Source organism: Alphaproteobacteria bacterium (assembly GCA_019635875.1).
Classification (GTDB): Bacteria; Pseudomonadota; Alphaproteobacteria; order Reyranellales; family Reyranellaceae; genus JAFAZJ01.
Genome location: JAHBYP010000001.1, coordinates 1,035,632 through 1,052,111, shown reverse-complemented (window position 1 = coordinate 1,052,111; position 16,480 = coordinate 1,035,632). Strand labels below are relative to the sequence as shown.

Below are 16,480 nucleotides of genomic sequence, written 5' to 3'. Positions count from 1 at the left end.
CCTCCCTCCCTGCGTCCGTCTTTACTGCGCCAGGTAGCCGCCGTCGACCACCAGCTCCGTGCCAGTGATGTAGGAGGCTTCGTCGGAGGCGAGGAACAGCGAGGCGTTGGCGACCTCCTCGATGCGTCCGGCGCGGCCCATCGGGATGGCGCTGATCAGCTTCTTGCGCACCTCGGGATCGCCGGTGAGCTTGGAGGTGCGCATCGGTGGCATGACGCCGGGATGCACCGAATTCACGCGAATGTTCTCGCGCGCGAACTGCACCGCCACCGCCTTGGTCATCAGCCGCACCGCGCCCTTCGACGCGTTGTAGCCCATGTGCACCACGCGCTGGCCGACGAAGCCCGAGATCGAGGAGATGTTGACGATCGAGCCGCCGCCATTCTTGCGCATCTCCGGGACGGCCATCTTCATGCCAAGGAAAACGCCCTTGGCGTTGATGTCCATCAGCCGGTCCCAGATGTCGGTGTCGAACAGATCGGGGTCGCTGCCGCTGATGCCGGCATTATTGACCAAGATGTCGAGCTTGCCGAAGGCCTTGACCGTTGCGGCGGTCAGCGCCTGCCAGTCCGCTTCCTTCGTCACGTCGAGATGCTGGTAGAACGCGGTGTTGCCGATCTCGCGCACCACCGCCTGTCCGTCGGCGTCAATTACGTCGGCGATGGCGACCCGGGCGCCTTCCTTCGCGAACAGCTTCGCTGTGCAGGCGCCCATGCCGCCGGCGCCGCCGGTGACGATCGCCACCTTGTCCTTCAACCGCATGATGTTTCCTCCGCCGCGACGTTGGCCGTCGTCACGGTGAGCATCACACGGTTTTCGCGCCCGGCGCCACTGCGGGGCCGCCCGCCGAGGTCATGGCAGCGTGGCGATCACGGCGACGGCGCCCGAGTTGCGTCAAAGGAAAGGGGCCGCCACGGCGACCACTGTGAGGATCGCCAGCGCAAGCCGGCGGAAGAACGTCTCGCTGGCCAAGCTGAACAGCCTCTCTCCGACCAGGCCACCGCCGATGTACGGCAGCACGAAGATCGCCGCGAGCAGCAATGCCTGCAGGGTCATCAGTCCGCGCGCGGCGAGCCCGAGCAGCGCCACAAGATCGACGGCGGCAAAATAGACGATGAAGCTGGCGCGGATGGTCGCCGCCGCGCTGGCGCCCGCGAGGTAGTAGAAGGCGACCGGAGGCCCTGCCATGCCCGCCAGACCGTTGAGGAATCCGCTGGCGGCGCCCGCGGCCAAAGTGCCGGCGAGCAAGGGCTCGCCGGTATAGCGCCAGCCGCTCGCCAGCAGCAGCACGGCACCCAGCACGATGCCGGAAATCGCCCAGCGCATCACCGTGGGATCGGCCCAGGCCAGCAGCCACACGCCGAGCGGCACACCGAGGGCGGCAGCGACCAGCAGTGTCGCGATCTGCCGCCAGTCGACCAGAGGCCAGGCCTGCCGCAGCAACGGAAACGAGATGCAGAACTCGACCAGCAGGCACACCGGCACGCCCACCGTCGGACCGTAGAACGCGGAGAACACCGGCGTGAGGATCATCGCCGCGCCGAATCCCGCAAAGCCGCGCACCACGCCGGCGAGAACGGCGGTGGCGGCGCAGATCATGGCGGGGAGGACGAGAAGCTCGGGCATCGCGGCTGTCTTATAGCCGAGCCGACCCGCTCCCGATTGGCCCTTGCTCGGGGCGTGTGGCGCTGGAGCCCATGCCGGTTTCTGGCCCCGCGGTCACCACCATGACGGGATTCGTGGCAGCCCGACGGCCATCAGCTGATCCGGCGGTACAGGTCGGGATAGACCATCACCAGCCCATCGGAATCGACCTCGATCTCGCGCACGAAGTCGCTGTCGAGCGATTCGTAACGGTAGCGTCGGAGCGGCTCAAGGCAGATGTAGCGCTGCGGATCGACCGTGACCGTGAAGCCCGGCAGCACGATGTAGACCATGCGCAGATCGGCGGACTGGCCCGCGCCGAGGTTCAGACGACGGATCGGCAACGTGTTGGTAAACGGTGTCAGCGGCAGATCGACGTCGATGGCTCCATCGAGCTCGGGCAGGGACCTTCCGCCGCCGTCCCGCCAGTGGCCGGCGCCATCGCCGTGCAGATCGAGACGGCGGGCCGTGCCCGCCATGTCGACCTCGACCCTGCGCGTGCGCCAGTCGACATCGCAGGTGATGCGGAAGCGGGCGCCGAAGCGCGCGCCCTCCTCCGCGCCGACGACGACTGCCTCGGCGACGATCGCATCCGGCCCTTCGCTCAGCACCAGATGCTGCAGGCTCTCGCCGCTCCAGTCGCGCCAGCGGGCGGTGATGATCGCCGTCATGAGACGCCTCCCATGGTGCGTTGCATGTCGCCGACCGCCAGCTTCGTCTGGCCGCGGACGTATTCGGCGATCGCGTCGGGCATCAGGTCGATGATCCATTCGACGCGGCAGCGTCCGGCGTCCTCGGCGATGACCTGGACCGACGCGTTGTAATGCGCGGCACGGCCGCCGATGATGGCATAGACCAGCCGGCGGCGCTCGTCGTCGGCCGACACCAGCGTCTCGCGCGCCGTCGTGCCGTTGGCGAAGTGAACGACGCGCACGTCCTCGCCGTCCGGCTGCGAATCGCTGAGAAAGCCCGGCGCGACGCGGCGATGCACGGCCTGGAAGTCGCGCAGGGCGTCCCACACGGCATCGGCAGGGCGGTCGATCGTGATGTTGTTGCGGATCGTGGCCATCGGTTGTCTCCGTGAAAGGCGGAAGCGATGGCCCCGATGTGGCAGTCTCCAATCAGCTTTTCTGGCGGAAATCGGACATCATCGCCGGCCGCCGATCACGACTCCGAACGGGGCTTGGCGGGCGTGCCGCCGACCCCGTCGACCAGCGCGCGCACGGGATTGCCCGAGGTGTCGAATCCGGCCTCGACAAGCAGCTTGTCGATCACCGGCGACTGCGCGCGGTAGGCCAGCAGGGCGTTGAGCAGCGAGTCGCTGGGCGTGGCGCCGGCCGCCCCGCCGTCGTGCGCAGCGCCGTTGCGGCCGGGCAGGCCGCCGCCCATGTCGATGATCTTCACGTCGCCGATCTTTTCCAGCGGTTTCACCGCCTCGGCCAGCGCCAGCGGGATCACGCGCAGACGTTCCTTGGTGATCTCCAGCTCGATGATCGCCGCCGACATGGCGTTGCGCGCCTCGTTGATCTTGCGTTGGCCGTCGGCCTCGACCTCGTAGGTCTTGGCCTGCGCCTCGGCGCGGATCTTGGCCGCGTCGGCGTCGGCCTGCGCCTCGGTGCGGATCGCCGCTGCCTTGTTCTCAGCCGCCTCGCGCTCGGCCTGTGCAGCGATGGTCACCTTGGCGGCGTCCCGCTCGGCGTCCTGGCGCGCGTCGATGACGGCGGCCTGCCGCGTGCGCTCGGCGATGGCGATCTGCCGCGCCGTCTCGACGCCCTCGGTCGCCGCCGTCGCCAGCGCGCGCGCTTCCTCGGCCTTCGCCCGTGCCTCGCTCTCGGCGCGGCTCTTGTCCGCGACGGCGATAGCGCGATCCTGATCGGCGATCTCGATGTCGCGCTTCTTGCCGATCGCCAGCGTCTCGGCGGCGCGCTCGCTCTCGATCTGCCGCTGGCGGATGGCGAGCTCGGCCTCGATGCGCGCCGTCTCCTGCGCCTGCTTGGCCGTCGCGCTGCGTTGGGCGATCACCTGGTCGGCGGCGATGCGCGCCTGCTCCTCGGCCTGGCGCGCCTCGGCTTCCTTCTGCGCCGCCGCCGCACGCGTCTCCGCCGTCTTGTTGACGATGTCGCGCTCCTGGGTGAGCTCGGCTTCCTTCTTCTGCCGCTCGATGTCCAGCGTACGCTGGCGTGCCTCGAGGTCGGTCTGGGCGATCGCCACCTCGGTATTGCGCACCGTCAGGTTGCGCTCCTGCCGGCGCGTTTCGGTGATCTTGGTCAGCGCCGTCAGGCCCTCGGCGTCGAAGGCGTTGTTGGGGTTGAAGAACTTGGTGTCCGTCTGGTCGAGCTTGGTGAGCGAGGCGCTTTCCAGCTCGAGGCCGTTGAGCTCGAGGTCGCGCGCCACCGCGGTCTGCACGGACTGAACGAAGATCGCGCGCTGCTCCTGCAGCTCGGCCAGCGCCATGGTCGCGGCGACGCTGCGCAGTGCGTCGACGAACTTCGCCTCGACCAGTGCGCGCAGCTGCTCGGCATCGTTGGTGCGATTGCCCAGGGTCTGCGCCGCTAGTGCGATCGACGGCCCATCCGGCTTGACGCGCACGTAGAACTCGACGCCGATATCGGCGCGCATGCGGTCGCGCGTGATCATCGCATCGGCGTTGTCGCGCCGGACCTCGAGCCGCAGGGTCTGCAGGTTCACCCAGGCGATGCTCTGGAACACCGGCAGCACGACCGAGCCGCCGTCGAGCACGACCTTCTGGCCGCCCAGGCCGGTGCGCACATAGGCCCGGTCCTTCTCGGCGCGGGTATAGAGCCGCGCGACGACGAGACCCAGCGCCAGCAGCGCCACGATGACAATGATGGCCGGGACGGCGAGATCGTAGAGCTGGCTGAACATGGCGGTCTCCAGGCGGCGATTAGGAGCCGGTTGGTCCGGCCGGCGGATCGGCGATCAGAGCGGGATCGGCGGGTGCGACCGCGAGCACGCCCTTGCGGCTGTCGATGACCAGGACCGTCGTGCCCTCCGCGATCACGGCGACCGGATCGGCCGGCTCGATGCGGGGGAAGTGCGCGTTGCCGTGACGATCGAGGATCTTGGCGCGCGCCACGACGCCGGCGCGCACCGGCCCGAGCGTCACGACACCCACCAGTCCGACGAAGTCGGCGCTTGCCTGGGCATAGGTCTCGTCGCGCGGCACGATCCTGGAGATGGCGCGTGTCAGCCAGCGCGTGAAGTACGCTGTCGGAACCAGCACCGCGAGAACGGCGACGATCGTCGGCAGCGGCGCGAAGATCCGCGCCATGCCGATCTGCAGCGCCAGGCCGCTGATCGAGAACGCGGCGAGCATCACGATCAGCAGGATGAAGATCGGCACCCGGCCGAGATTGAGCCAGTCGAAGGCGGAGCCGAACAGCCCGGTCTTGCCCTCGAGCGCCTCCTTGCCGCCGAAGCCGTCGCCCGCCGTGCTGTCCAGCGGGATCGCGTGGTCGAGCACGGCGGAGATCGGCTTGCCGACCAGCAGGGTCAGGATCTCGAACATCGTCAGCCCGATCAGCACGAGGGCGGCGATCGAGAACGGTGCTACCTGGGGAAGGGCAAGAAAGTCGAGCATCGGCTCACTCAGTTGGCCCTAGTTGCGGCCAGCTTTCAAGCGCGCGAGTCGCTCGGCGACCGCATGCTTGCGGGCGAGATCGTTGAGCTCGTCGATCGCCTTGCCGTCGGCCGGCGCGTCGCCGGCGGGAACGCCGGTCAGGCGTTCGACCGCCGACTGGGCGCGTTCGACCTTGTCCAGCGCGCGATCAACGCGCGCCGCGCCCACCGCGGCGCCCGAGGGATTGGTGCTCGCCGTGCGCCGCAGGTCGGCCAGGCGGCTCTCCGCCTCGCGCCGACTGGCGCGCACGGCGCCCAGGGTCTGGCCGAGCTGGTCGATGCTGTCCTGCGAATCCTTCAGCATGCGGTCGAGCACGCCGATCTGCGCCTCGATGTCGAGCTGACGCGCGATACCCGCCTCGGCGAGGTCGTCGCGACCCTTCTCGACCGCCACCTTGGTCTTGGCGTCGAGGTCGTCGCGCTCGCGGTCGAGCTCCTTGCGCCGCAGCTCCAGTCGCGTGCGCTCGGCCATCGCCTTGCCGAGCTCGCCGCGCACCTCGTCGGCCGCGGCATCGATCTCGCGTAGCGCTTGGGCCAGCACCGCCTCCGAGCCGGCGTTCTCCGCCGCGTCGACCGCGGCGTGCGTCATGCCGGCGATCACCCGGCCGATCCGCGTCAGGACTGTTTCCGTCGCCATCGTACCCTCCTGGAAAAGGCGGGTGACCTGTGCCCCCGCTTCGATATGCAGTTCCCATTGACCCGCAGACCACCTCAGGCGCGCCGGCGCGCTGCCGCCCCAACGCTGGCCATAACCCGCGACCGCGAACGGCACGCTGACCCGCCCGTCGACCGTGGCCAGCGAAACGGTGGAGATTCCCCTGATGCTGTACAGCCGCTCGTCGAGTGGCACGCCATCGACGTCGTCTCCGCGCCGGCGCATCGCCCAGTCGCGCAGCGCGAGCGTCGTGAGCTGCGCCGGCAGTCCGCATTGGCGCCGCGCCGGCTCGTAAAAGGCACGATGCAGGGCGACCTGGTCCGCCGGATGACCTGCGGGAATCGTGGCGTCCAGCCAACTGGCCAATACATCGTAGGTCTCGACCAGCCGCGCCAGCGCCTCGGCAGCTTCCGGAGCGGGATCCAGCCGCAGCCGGGCAAACCCGGCGCCAGAGGTTTTGCGACTCCTCGCCATGGGCAATACTATAAAGGAGTACTTTTATCCTTTCAAGGAAAATTGATGGGGACAACCCGGCCTCCCCCACCGCCGCGACCACCCCTATATTCGCCGCATGCCCGACACCCGCGTTGTTCCCCTCGCCATGCCCTGGCTGCAGCGACGTCCGGCCCTGGCCGACGGCAAGCCCTTGCGCGTGGTCTCCGACTACCAGCCCGCTGGCGACCAGCCCGAGGCGATCCGCCAGCTGATCGAGGGCGTGCGCCAGCGCGAGCACGACCAGGTGCTGCTGGGCGTCACCGGCTCGGGCAAGACGTTCACCATGGCCAACGTGATCCAGGCGGTGAACCGGCCGACCCTGGTGCTGGCGCCGAACAAGACGCTGGCAGCGCAGCTCTACGGCGAGATGAAGGGCTTCTTCCCCGACAACGCGGTCGAGTACTTCGTCTCCTACTACGACTACTACCAGCCCGAGGCGTACGTGCCGCGCTCGGACACCTACATCGAGAAGGATTCGTCGATCAATGAGCAGATCGACCGCATGCGCCACTCCGCGACGCGCGCGCTGATGGAGCGCAACGACGTCGTGATCGTCGCCTCGGTCTCGTGCATCTACGGCATCGGCCCGCTCGAGAATTACCAAGCGATGACCTTCCGCCTGCACGCCGGCGAGAAGATCGATCGTACCCAGCTGCTGCGCCGCTTCGTCGAGATCCAGTACAAGCGCAACGACAACGCCTTCGCGCGCGGCACCTTCCGCGCCCGCGGCGATTCGGTCGAGCTGTTCCCGGCCCACTACGAGGACAAGGCCTGGCGCTTCTCGCTGTTCGGCGACGAGATCGAGAGCATCGTCGAGTTCGATCCGCTGACCGGCGAGAAGACCGCGTCGCTGCAGGACGTGGTGATCTACGCCAACAGCCACTACGTGACGCCCAAGCCGACGATGGAAGGCGCCATCCGCCAGATCAAGGAAGACCTGCACAAGCGGCTCGAGGAGTTCAACCGCGCCGGCCGCCTGCTCGAGGCCGAACGACTGGGCCAGCGCACCAACTTCGATCTGGAGATGCTGGCGACCACGGGCTCGTGCGCCGGCATCGAGAACTACTCGCGCTACCTCACCGGCCGCAAGCCGGGCGAGCCGCCGCCGACGCTCTTCGAATATTTCCCCGAGGGCTCGCTGCTGATCGTCGACGAAAGCCACGTCACCGTGCCGCAGATCGGCGGCATGTTCCGCGGCGACTTCAACCGCAAGAGCATCCTCGCGGAGTTCGGCTTCAGATTGCCGTCATGCATCGACAACCGGCCGCTGAAGTTCGAGGAATGGGATGCGATGCGGCCGGAATCGCTGTTCGTCAGCGCGACGCCCGGCCCGTGGGAGATGGAGCGCACCGGCGGCGTCTTCGTCGAGCAGGTGATCCGGCCCACCGGCCTGATCGATCCGGTCTGCATCGTGCGGCCGGTCGAGAAGCAGGTCGACGACCTGATCGCCGAGTGCAAGGCCTGCGCGGCGAAGGGCGAGCGCGTGCTGGTCACCGTGCTGACCAAGCGCATGGCCGAGGACCTCGTGGAGTACATGCACGAGGCCGGCATACGCTGCCGCTACCTGCACTCCGACATCGACACGCTGGAGCGCATCGAGATCATCCGCGACCTGCGGCTGGGCGCCTTCGACGTGCTGGTCGGCATCAACCTCCTGCGCGAGGGCCTCGACATCCCGGAATGCGCGCTGGTGGCGATCCTCGACGCCGACAAGGAGGGCTTCCTGCGCTCGCCGACGTCGCTGGTGCAGACCATCGGCCGCGCCGCGCGCAACGTCGACGGCCGCGTGATCCTCTACGCCGACCGGATGACTGACGCGCTGAAATACGCGATGTCGGAGACCGAGCGGCGGCGCAAGAAGCAGCAGGAATACAACGAGGCGCATGGCATCACGCCGGCCTCGATCCGCAAGAACATCTCCGAGGTGCTGCAGTCGATCTCGGAGCGCGACCACTACACGGTCGACACCGGCGTGTCGGGCGACGTGCATCTCGTCGGCCACAACCTGAAGGCCCATCTCGGCGAGCTCGAGAAGCGCATGCGCGACGCCGCCTCGAATCTGGAGTTCGAGGAGGCCGCGAGGCTGCGCGACGAGATCCGCCGGCTCGAGGCCAACGAGCTCGGCCTGCCGCTGGAGCCCGGCAAGGGCGGTCGTGCGCTGGCCGATTCGGCGCCGCAGCCTTTCGCCGGGCCGCGCGACACCCGTGTGTTCCGCGGCGCGCGCACCGGCTCGGGCTCGCGCGGCAGACCAGCACGAAAGAGCGGCGGCCGGCGCTGATGAACCAGCCGGCGCCAGCCGGAACGTCGCGCTCGCTGTACCTCACCGCGCTGCTGTCGCTGGCGGCGGTGCAGGCGCTGTCGACCATGGCGTTCAACACAGGTGCCGTGCTGGCGCCGGCCGCGGCGCCGGTCATGGGCGCGACCAAGGACGACGTCGCCTACTTCGTCGCCGTCGTCTACGCGGTGTCGATCGTCGCCGTGATCTCCGCCGGCGCGATAACCCGGCGGCTGGGGCCGATCCGATTCACCCAGATCGCCCTGCTCGTCTCCGCCGCCGGCGTCGCGCTGCTGAGCGTGGGTCACATCGCGGCCGCCATCGCCGCGGCGATGCTGATCGGTCTGGGAGGCGGACCCGTGACGGTGGCCAGCTCGCAGATCCTCGCGCGCGTGACGCCCGCGCGCCTGTCGAACGTCACCTTCTCGATCAAGCAGAGTGGCGTGCCGCTTGGCTTCGCACTGTCCGGCGCGGCATTGCCCTCGATCGTCGAAGCCGCCGGCTGGCGCCATGCGGCGTTGACGATCGCGCTGCTCGCCGCGGCGATGGCGATCGCCATTCATCCACTGCGCCGGCTTTACGACGATGAGCGCGCTGTGGCTGGTCGCATCTTCCCGAGCATTGCCACCATCATCGAGCCGTTGGCGATGTGCTGGCGCGATCCGCCGCTGCGCCTGCTGTGCCTGGTCGGCATGGCCTACTCCGCGACGCAGGCGACGGTGACAAACTTCATCGTCAACTACGGCATGGACCATCTGCGGCTCGACTATGTCGCCGCCGGCGCCCTGCTTTCGGCTGCCAGCCTCGCCGGCATCGTCGGTCGAATCGGCTGGGGAGCGCTGGCCGACGCGCTGCGCCGACCGCTTGCGGTGCTCGCGGCGCTGGGCGCGATCATGGCGACCTTCGGCGTGGCGCTCGCGCTGGCCCAACCGGACTGGCCACGCTGGCTGGTCTACGGCATCGCCGTCGTACTGGGCGGCACGGCGGTCGGCTGGAACGGTGTCTACATCTCGGAGTGCGCGCGCCGCGCGCCGCCGGGTCGAGCCGGCGAGTTCGTCGGTGCCACGTCATTCTTCGTCTTCCTCGGGCCGGTGCTGTGGCCGATGCTGTTTCGCCAGTTGCTCTACTTCACCCAGTCCTATCCGCTGGGCTACGCGCTGATGGCGGCATGCGCCGGGTTGTGTGCACTCGCGATCCTTCGACGAATCCGGTGCGACGACCCCTGATACCACTGGTAGTATTTCCCACCAACGCGTATTGGGCACAGTGGCGCCCGCCTGAACGCATCAGTAGACAACTGCCGGCGATCCGCGCGGAATATGACAGCGCAGGGCCTGAACTTAGCGGCCAAGGGCGGCCCACTTGTACTGTCGAGAAGACAAGTGGCAGGCGCGGCGACGGCAATTAATGATTGACGAAACAATTCACGCGCGCCGCGAACTGTGTTATGGTGCGTGCACCCCCTAACGCGCTTTTCACGCGCTCGGCCATGGGTCGTTTGGTATAGAACGAAGTCCACAACAAGGCTCTACCTGACGTTGTCTATGGTCGCCTCCGACGCGAATCCGACACCCCAATCCGGAGAACGGGCCTTCGTTGCGGTCGCCAGTGCGATGCTGGCGGCGCAGACGCTGACCGCTTTCGCCTGGCAGGCGATCCCGGTCCTGGCGCCGGCCGCCAGCGCCAGCTACGGCATCGGTGACGAGTACATCGGCTTCCTCACCTCGCTGGTCTACCTGTTCGCCATGATCTCCGCCCTGGTCGGCGGTTCGATGGCGACGCATTTTGGCGCGATCACGGTGAGCCAGCGGGCACTGCTCTGCTGCGCCATCGGCGCGCTGCTGTTCGGAGTTGGCAGCTACTGGACCATCATCTTCGTCGGCGTGCTGATCGGCTGCGGCTACGGCCCGCCGACCCCGGCCAGCTCGCAGGTGCTGGCGCGCGTCACGCCGCCGCGCCTGGCAAATGTCGTGTTCTCGATCAAGCAGACCGGCATTCCGTTGGGCGGCGTGCTGGCGGGTGCGACCATCCCGTGGGTCGAGCGTCTGTGGGGCTGGCAGATCGCCGCCTTCGTGGTGTCGATGGCCTGCGTAGTGCTGGCATTCGCGCTGCAGCCGATGCGGCAAGTCTACGACATCGAGGGCAAGCTCAACGCCCACATGCCGACACCCCGGTTGCGCGACTTCCTCAGGCCGGTGCGTGAAGTCTGGCGCCGTCCGCAGCTGCGCCGCCTGGCAATGGCCTCGACCTTCTTCTCGGCGACACAGGGCGCGCTATCGGCGTTCATCGTGATCTACGGCGTCAATCACCTGCATATGTCGCTGGTCAAGGCGGGGGCGCTTGCCTCGATGCTGGCCCTGTCGGGCATCATCGGCCGCATCGCCTGGGGCATCATCGCCGAGGTCACGCGCAAGCCGCGTCACGTGCTGCTGGGCTTTGCCGTGTCGATGACCATCGGCCTCGTCGCGCTGGCGCTGGCGCAGCCGAGCTGGCCACTGGTCACCTACTATGCGCTGGTGGTCTTCCTCGGACTGACGGCCATCAGCTGGACCGGCGTCTACGTCGCGGAGATCGCGCGACTGGCGCCGCCGGGGCGCGCCGGCGAGATCACCGGCGGCACCGTGGTCTTCACCTTCGCCGGCCCGCTGGTCAGCCCGGCGCTGTTCAGCATCGCGCTCGTCGTGACCGGATCCTATGCCTGGGGTTTCGGCCTGCTGGCTGCCGGCACCTTCGCCGCCATCATCCTGATGATCCAGGTGCTGCGCGCCGGTCCTGACCCGGAAGAAGCGGAAACGACGAGTCCTGACGGCTGATACTGGCCCACGAATCCCGCGCAGGCGACTGACCGCGGATGGCCGCCGCGGTCACCGAAGGCTGCGGTCGATGGAAGACCGCGCCAACGCGACCGATGCGCCCCATCGAAGTCCGGCCCGCGCGTCCGTGCTCCACATCGCGTAAGCTGGGGATGCAGGCCGATGTCGTTGCACGTGCACGGGTGGAGGAGATGATGGCGATCGCCGAGGAACAGGATTGGCTCGAGGAGCATCGCCGTGAGCTGACCCGTCGGTCCAAGGAAGCGGCCGAGAAAGCGCTCAGGGAAGCTCAGGCCGCGGCAAGCGAAGCCCTGGAGAGCATCCCTGATCCGCAGATGCGCGTCCTGGTGCGCCTGCTCGCCGATCTGATGGGGCGCGACCAATCCGGTCAGATCAACGCATGGCGCGCCGACTGGCATGTGGTCGAGGTCGCGGCACTCCTGAAGAGCGCGCGCGATGCGGCCTCCGGCTCCTAGCGGCCACCGGAACGGGCTCAAACCGAGGCTCGATCCGGGGCGATCGCTGCTTTCGCCCGAAGGCCGTCTGGAGTAACCTGCGTTCAATATTGTTCTGCCCGGCCTTTGCCTTCCATGCCCAGCGCCCGCCCGCTCGTTACGGCCCTGATCAATTCCTACAATTATGGCCGATACCTTCCTTTCGCGATCAACAGCGTCCTGGATCAGTCCTATCCGAACATCGAGATCATCGTCATCGACGACGGCTCGACGGATCACACGGCCGATGTACTGACGGGATACAAGGACAAGGTCCGCTGGATCCGCACGGAGAATGGCGGACAGGGGCACGCCTTCAACATCGGAATTCCGCTCGCTTCAGGCGAGCTTGTCATGATGCTGGACGCCGACGACACATGGCTGCCGAAGAAGGTCGAGCGCATGGTCGAGGTCGCGGGCCAGCGTCCTGAGGCGGTCATGCTCTACCACCGCTTCCAGAACGTCGGTCCCAACGGCGACAAGCTGGGAGCGCCGCAGCCGCATGCGCTGACCGACGGCAATTATCGCAGGAAGTACATCCGCTCCGGCGGCTCGTGGTGGAGCCCGATCACGTCGGTGCTGACGGTGCGGACCCAGCACATCAAGCGCGCCCTGCCAATCCCGACCTACGCATTGCGCGAGGGCGCCGACACGCTGCTCACCGATTTCTGCGCCCTGACGGGCGAGATCGCGTCGGTGCCGGATACGCTCACCAACCGGCTGCTGCACGGCTCCAATCTCTACGCGTCGGGCCGAGATGACCGGTCGTACCGGTCGAAGGAGACCCGCGAGGCCGATGTCCGCCGCATCGAGTGGCGCATGTTCTGCCTGCGACAGGTGATCGAGCGCGACGGCGGCAAGTTCAACGTAGAGCTCGACCGCAACGAGTGGCGAGTCACCAATCTCTATTGGCTGGGGCGCGTCTCGCTGTGGGATGTCGTCTGGGCCAGCCTGCGGTGCCCGGAACACTCGATGAAGGAGCGGGTCCAGCGGCTGAAGTGGGTTCTCGCCAACAAGCGACTGTACCGCGCGGACTGACCGACGCCTTGCCGTCAGGCCTTCACCAGCTTTTCCAGCTGGCCGACGATCGCCGGCAAGGCGTTCGGCAGGTTGGTGTCGGCGAACTGCCGCGCATGATGCTGGGCGGCGACCACCAGCGAGTTGTCGCGCAGCAGGTCGCGCAACGTCGTGGACATCTCGGCGACCTCGGTCGTCGACGGCTTCGTCCAGGAGAAGGACATCCAGCCGACCATGTAGGTCAGCATCTCCTGCTCGCGCGTCCAGGGGATCATGAGCTGCGGGCGGCCCTTCGTCAGGCAGCGCTGCGCCACATCGTGCACGCCGTGATGGACAAGCGCGCTGGCTGTTTCGACCTGCGCCAGGAGGGCGGCGTGATCGTTCCAGACCTTGATGTGCGGTTGCTGCTCGAGGAAGCGTCGCATGCCGGTCGTCACGCCGCTGATATGGATATCGACCGGGATCGTGCCCAATCCGCTGACCGCCAGCACAATCGTCTCGACGCCCGGACACCGGACGTCGAGGAACACCGCAAGGCGCGGCCTCGTCGGCGGATTTGACGGCTGCGGATTCTCGCCTAGCAGGCCGATCGTCAGGGTCCGACGCAGCTGCAGATACGGATCGAGAGGCGGCGGCCCGTAGAGGATCGACGTGCAGCCCTGGAGGACCTCCGACAGCGACGCCAGCGCCGGCTTGCCGAAGCGCGCCAGCACCGCATTGGCGTTGGCCAGCATGATGCTCTCCTCAGCCAGCGGGGTCGAATTGACCGACAGTCGCGGAAACGAGGTGCCGAGAATCGGCGGCATGGCGAAGCCGTTGCCGATGGCGACCGTCGGCGCATGGTACTGGCCGATCAGCCACAGGACGGGCGTTCGAAATCCCACGATCATATCCGGCTTCAGCGCCTCGAGCTGCCGGTTCCAGATCGACGCCAAAGTCAGCAGCGACTGCCTGTTGTCGTAGCCCGCCACGGCCATCTGGTCGGCAAATCCGTCCACCGGCGGCCGCTTCATGACAAGCTGCGGCATCGCGGACAGCACGGGCGCCTGATGCAGCTCGCTCGGCGTCCGACTCCCCGCCTGATCGACGAAGGCGACCGGCTCGCCGACGACGTAGATCGTCTTGTGCCCCTTCGCCTCCAGGGCGGCACCGACGGCCAAGGCGTCCCGAATGAGCTCGGCGGGCGCGCCGTGATCCAGAGAAACTAGGATGCGCATGACCAGTCCCAATATGAATTGTCCGACCGATCAGCATCTGCCGGCATGTTGAGGCGCTGCAGGCCGCTGTTCAAAGCCAGGCGTAGTCGCGCTCGCTCGCGGGCCGCATCTTGGTCTCGCCGCTCACGAATCGCGTCTCGTCGGTCCACTCGAAGCCATCTTCGGCCAGCAACTGGACCATCTCCGCGTGGGTTTTGCGGAAGCTCTGCCCGCGCGTCGCGTCGAGATCGTTGGAGAACAGCATCAGCTCGCGGACCACGTCGGGCTTGAATGGCGTGTCCATCGTGTCGAGATAGCGAACCAGCGACATGACCTGCGGCTTGGTGAGATCGCGGCAGTCGCTGTCGTGGTAGGCACGCAGCTTGGCCGCAGCGGCCTTGCGCACCCGCGGCGGCAGGTGGTGGATCGCCAGTCTGTCGGGCATGTGCAGGATGTTCATGGTGATATCCATGTCCATCGAGTCACAGAACCGGAAGATCTCGACCAGGTTGAGCACGTTGTAGACCTGGATGACCGGCGGCACCTTGCACAGCAGGCCGTGCTCGTATTTCAGCTTCCGCACATTGGCTTCGACCGTGCTCCAGCGCGCCGGATAGCGGATGTACTCGTAGATGTCTCCGACCGCATCGAGGCTGAGCAGCATCTCGACGTGACGGAACTTCTTGATGCGCTCGATGTAGCGCGGGTTGACGCTGGTGCAGTTGGTCGACAGCTCGAGGTGGATGCGGCTGGCGGCGCCCGTGTCGACGAGATAGCCCAGGATGTCGGCCACTCGATCGTTGATCAGAGGCTCGCCACCGGTGATGTACAGCCGCTCCAGCGAGTCAATCGATTTCAGCGCATCGCCGAACACCTTGTCATCGTTCATGTACCAAGGTTCGTCCCTGTCCGTCGGCGGCGAGAGCAACTGCGGATGCGCTACCGAGGCTTCGTGCGTGTGACGATTCAGCATCACGTGTGTCAGCGGAACGCCGCGCTCGACCTCGCCCGCCTTCTCGATGATGCGGTTGCTTATGAACTCGACGATCAGTTCGCGACCGCCCTCGAAGCCGTTCAGGTCGATCACGACAGGCGCGTCGCCCTCGTTCAGTGCGCCGCTCGCCATGGGGCGGCCGTTGATGACGATGCGGTAGTGTTGCCCCCTTCTCCCCGCGTGGTGGAACCCGATCTCCAGGCTGTGCAGCCGTATATCGGCCGGCAGCGGCACGTTCATGGTCGCGTGCCCGTCGGTCCACGACCGCACGATCCCGTCGTAGTACTCGTGCGGATGAAGGCCCGACGTCCGCACGCCAATGCGTGGCTCCGGCCCCAGCCGGGCACTGGCTCCGCGCCAGATCGCATGCAGCGGATCGACGCCGCCGCTCCACCTGCTGTGCACCGGATCGCGCTCGATCTGCGAGCTGGCGGCGCCGTAGCACATGCGGCACTTCAGATTGCAGAGATTGCTGATCTCGAGCTTGATGAAGCTGGGCGCGCGATCGACGCGGTAGTTCGCGTCCGCACCGTAGTGGCTCAGCGACGCCGCCGTGCGTTTGCGCCCCATGATGGGCTCGAGGCCGGTATGCGTACGATAGCTTTGGCCGCTCGCGGCCTCGCTTTCGTAGCACACCTCGCACGCCGATACCCGCTCACCCCGCATCATGCCGCGCCGGATATTGCGCATGTAGGCGGAGTTCCAGATCTCGTCCATCGTGTTGACGTTGAGAGACATCGGTGCGCCGTGCTGGCTCACATTGTCGTGCGCCACGCAGCAGACGCGCGCTGTGCCCTCGGGTCCAATGCACAGATGCTCGAAAGGCAAGGCGCAGAAAGTCTTCGGGTCAGGCCAGTTCAACGGTGTCCCCCATTCCCCTCTTCGTCGCCGGCCTGGAGGCCACCTCCGGCCACACAGGTCACGGCACGTCCGCCAAGCAGCGGTCCCTCATATGCTCTTTGGTCTTATGTCTTCTGGCGGCTCGAATGAGCGACCAACTTCAATTGCAGGATTTTACTCCATTCTCATGCAGGAATACATGGCGAATCGCCCAGGGGCAGGGCCTCCGCCGCCTGCGAACCCGGGATTTCGCAAGCGGCATCGACACCAGGCCATCCGTCGGCACCGAGGGTGTGACACTGTGGTCTGGGCGGTGCTGGCCGCGATAACCTGGCGGGGCCCCGAAGGCGGCTCCCACGCGCTATGCCCTTGAAATAACCTGATATTTTCCACCGAGGTCAGACCTGCGCGCAACGGC

At 67.1% G+C, this 16,480-nt stretch carries 14 protein-coding genes; 5 read left to right on the top strand and 9 right to left on the bottom strand.

What is annotated here, in order from left to right:
- Positions 1-21: 21 nt before the first annotated feature.
- The 7 genes from KF889_05300 to KF889_05270 form a co-directional block, all read right to left on the bottom strand.
- The gene (locus KF889_05300; protein MBX3498841.1) at positions 22-762 is read right to left on the bottom strand and encodes a glucose 1-dehydrogenase; all 741 of its coding nucleotides are present in this window, start codon (positions 760-762) and stop codon (positions 22-24) included.
- 132 nt (positions 763-894) lie between these two features.
- Positions 895-1,626: a sulfite exporter TauE/SafE family protein gene (locus KF889_05295; GenBank protein MBX3498840.1), complete on the bottom strand. Its 732-nt coding sequence runs from the start codon at positions 1,624-1,626 to the stop codon at positions 895-897.
- Positions 1,627-1,757: 131 nt separating this feature from the next.
- Positions 1,758-2,315 carry a putative glycolipid-binding domain-containing protein gene (locus KF889_05290; GenBank protein ID MBX3498839.1) on the bottom strand — a complete coding sequence of 186 codons (558 nt, stop codon included), beginning with the start codon at positions 2,313-2,315 and terminating at the stop codon, positions 1,758-1,760.
- Positions 2,312-2,713, bottom strand: a complete 402-nt coding sequence (locus KF889_05285; protein MBX3498838.1) for an SRPBCC family protein — start codon at positions 2,711-2,713, stop codon at positions 2,312-2,314. Before KF889_05285 ends, KF889_05290 begins: the two co-directional genes overlap by 4 nt.
- 95 nt (positions 2,714-2,808) lie before the next feature.
- Positions 2,809-4,530 (bottom strand): flotillin family protein, encoded by a 1,722-nt coding sequence (locus tag KF889_05280; GenBank protein ID MBX3498837.1) that lies wholly within the window; start codon positions 4,528-4,530, stop codon positions 2,809-2,811.
- 19 nt (positions 4,531-4,549) lie between these two features.
- On the bottom strand, positions 4,550-5,245 hold the full coding sequence (locus KF889_05275) for a DUF1449 family protein (protein MBX3498836.1): 696 nt from the start codon (positions 5,243-5,245) through the stop codon (positions 4,550-4,552).
- 18 nt (positions 5,246-5,263) lie between these two features.
- Positions 5,264-6,412: a PspA/IM30 family protein gene (locus KF889_05270; protein MBX3498835.1), complete on the bottom strand. Its 1,149-nt coding sequence runs from the start codon at positions 6,410-6,412 to the stop codon at positions 5,264-5,266.
- Between the two features lie 127 nt (positions 6,413-6,539).
- Here KF889_05270 and uvrB point away from each other — a divergent pair, with 127 nt between their 5' ends.
- The 5 genes from uvrB (at position 6,540) to KF889_05245 (ending at position 13,053) form a co-directional block, all read left to right on the top strand.
- Positions 6,540-8,711 carry an excinuclease ABC subunit UvrB gene (gene uvrB, locus KF889_05265; GenBank protein MBX3498834.1) on the top strand — a complete coding sequence of 724 codons (2,172 nt, stop codon included), beginning with the start codon at positions 6,540-6,542 and terminating at the stop codon, positions 8,709-8,711.
- Positions 8,711-9,934, top strand: coding sequence for an MFS transporter (locus KF889_05260; protein ID MBX3498833.1), 1,224 nt, complete (start codon positions 8,711-8,713; stop codon positions 9,932-9,934). The genes uvrB and KF889_05260 overlap by 1 nt, the downstream gene beginning before the upstream one ends.
- Positions 9,935-10,321: 387 nt before the next feature.
- Entirely contained in the window at positions 10,322-11,521 is a 1,200-nt protein-coding gene (locus KF889_05255) for an MFS transporter (GenBank protein MBX3498832.1), read from the top strand.
- Between the two features lie 194 nt (positions 11,522-11,715).
- A complete protein-coding gene (locus KF889_05250) occupies positions 11,716-11,997 on the top strand; it encodes a hypothetical protein (protein MBX3498831.1) in 282 nt (93 codons plus the stop codon).
- A 114-nt stretch (positions 11,998-12,111) separates the two neighbouring features.
- Entirely contained in the window at positions 12,112-13,053 is a 942-nt protein-coding gene (locus KF889_05245) for a glycosyltransferase family 2 protein (GenBank protein ID MBX3498830.1), read from the top strand.
- Positions 13,054-13,067: 14 nt separating this feature from the next.
- On the opposite strand, the gene KF889_05240 is transcribed toward KF889_05245, so the two are convergent.
- Both KF889_05240 and KF889_05235 read right to left on the bottom strand, forming a co-directional pair.
- On the bottom strand, positions 13,068-14,192 hold the full coding sequence (locus tag KF889_05240) for a hypothetical protein (protein ID MBX3498829.1): 1,125 nt from the start codon (positions 14,190-14,192) through the stop codon (positions 13,068-13,070).
- Between the two features lie 127 nt (positions 14,193-14,319).
- Positions 14,320-16,083 carry a twitch domain-containing radical SAM protein gene (locus KF889_05235; protein ID MBX3498828.1) on the bottom strand — a complete coding sequence of 588 codons (1,764 nt, stop codon included), beginning with the start codon at positions 16,081-16,083 and terminating at the stop codon, positions 14,320-14,322.
- Between the last annotated feature and the right edge of the window lie 397 nt (positions 16,084-16,480).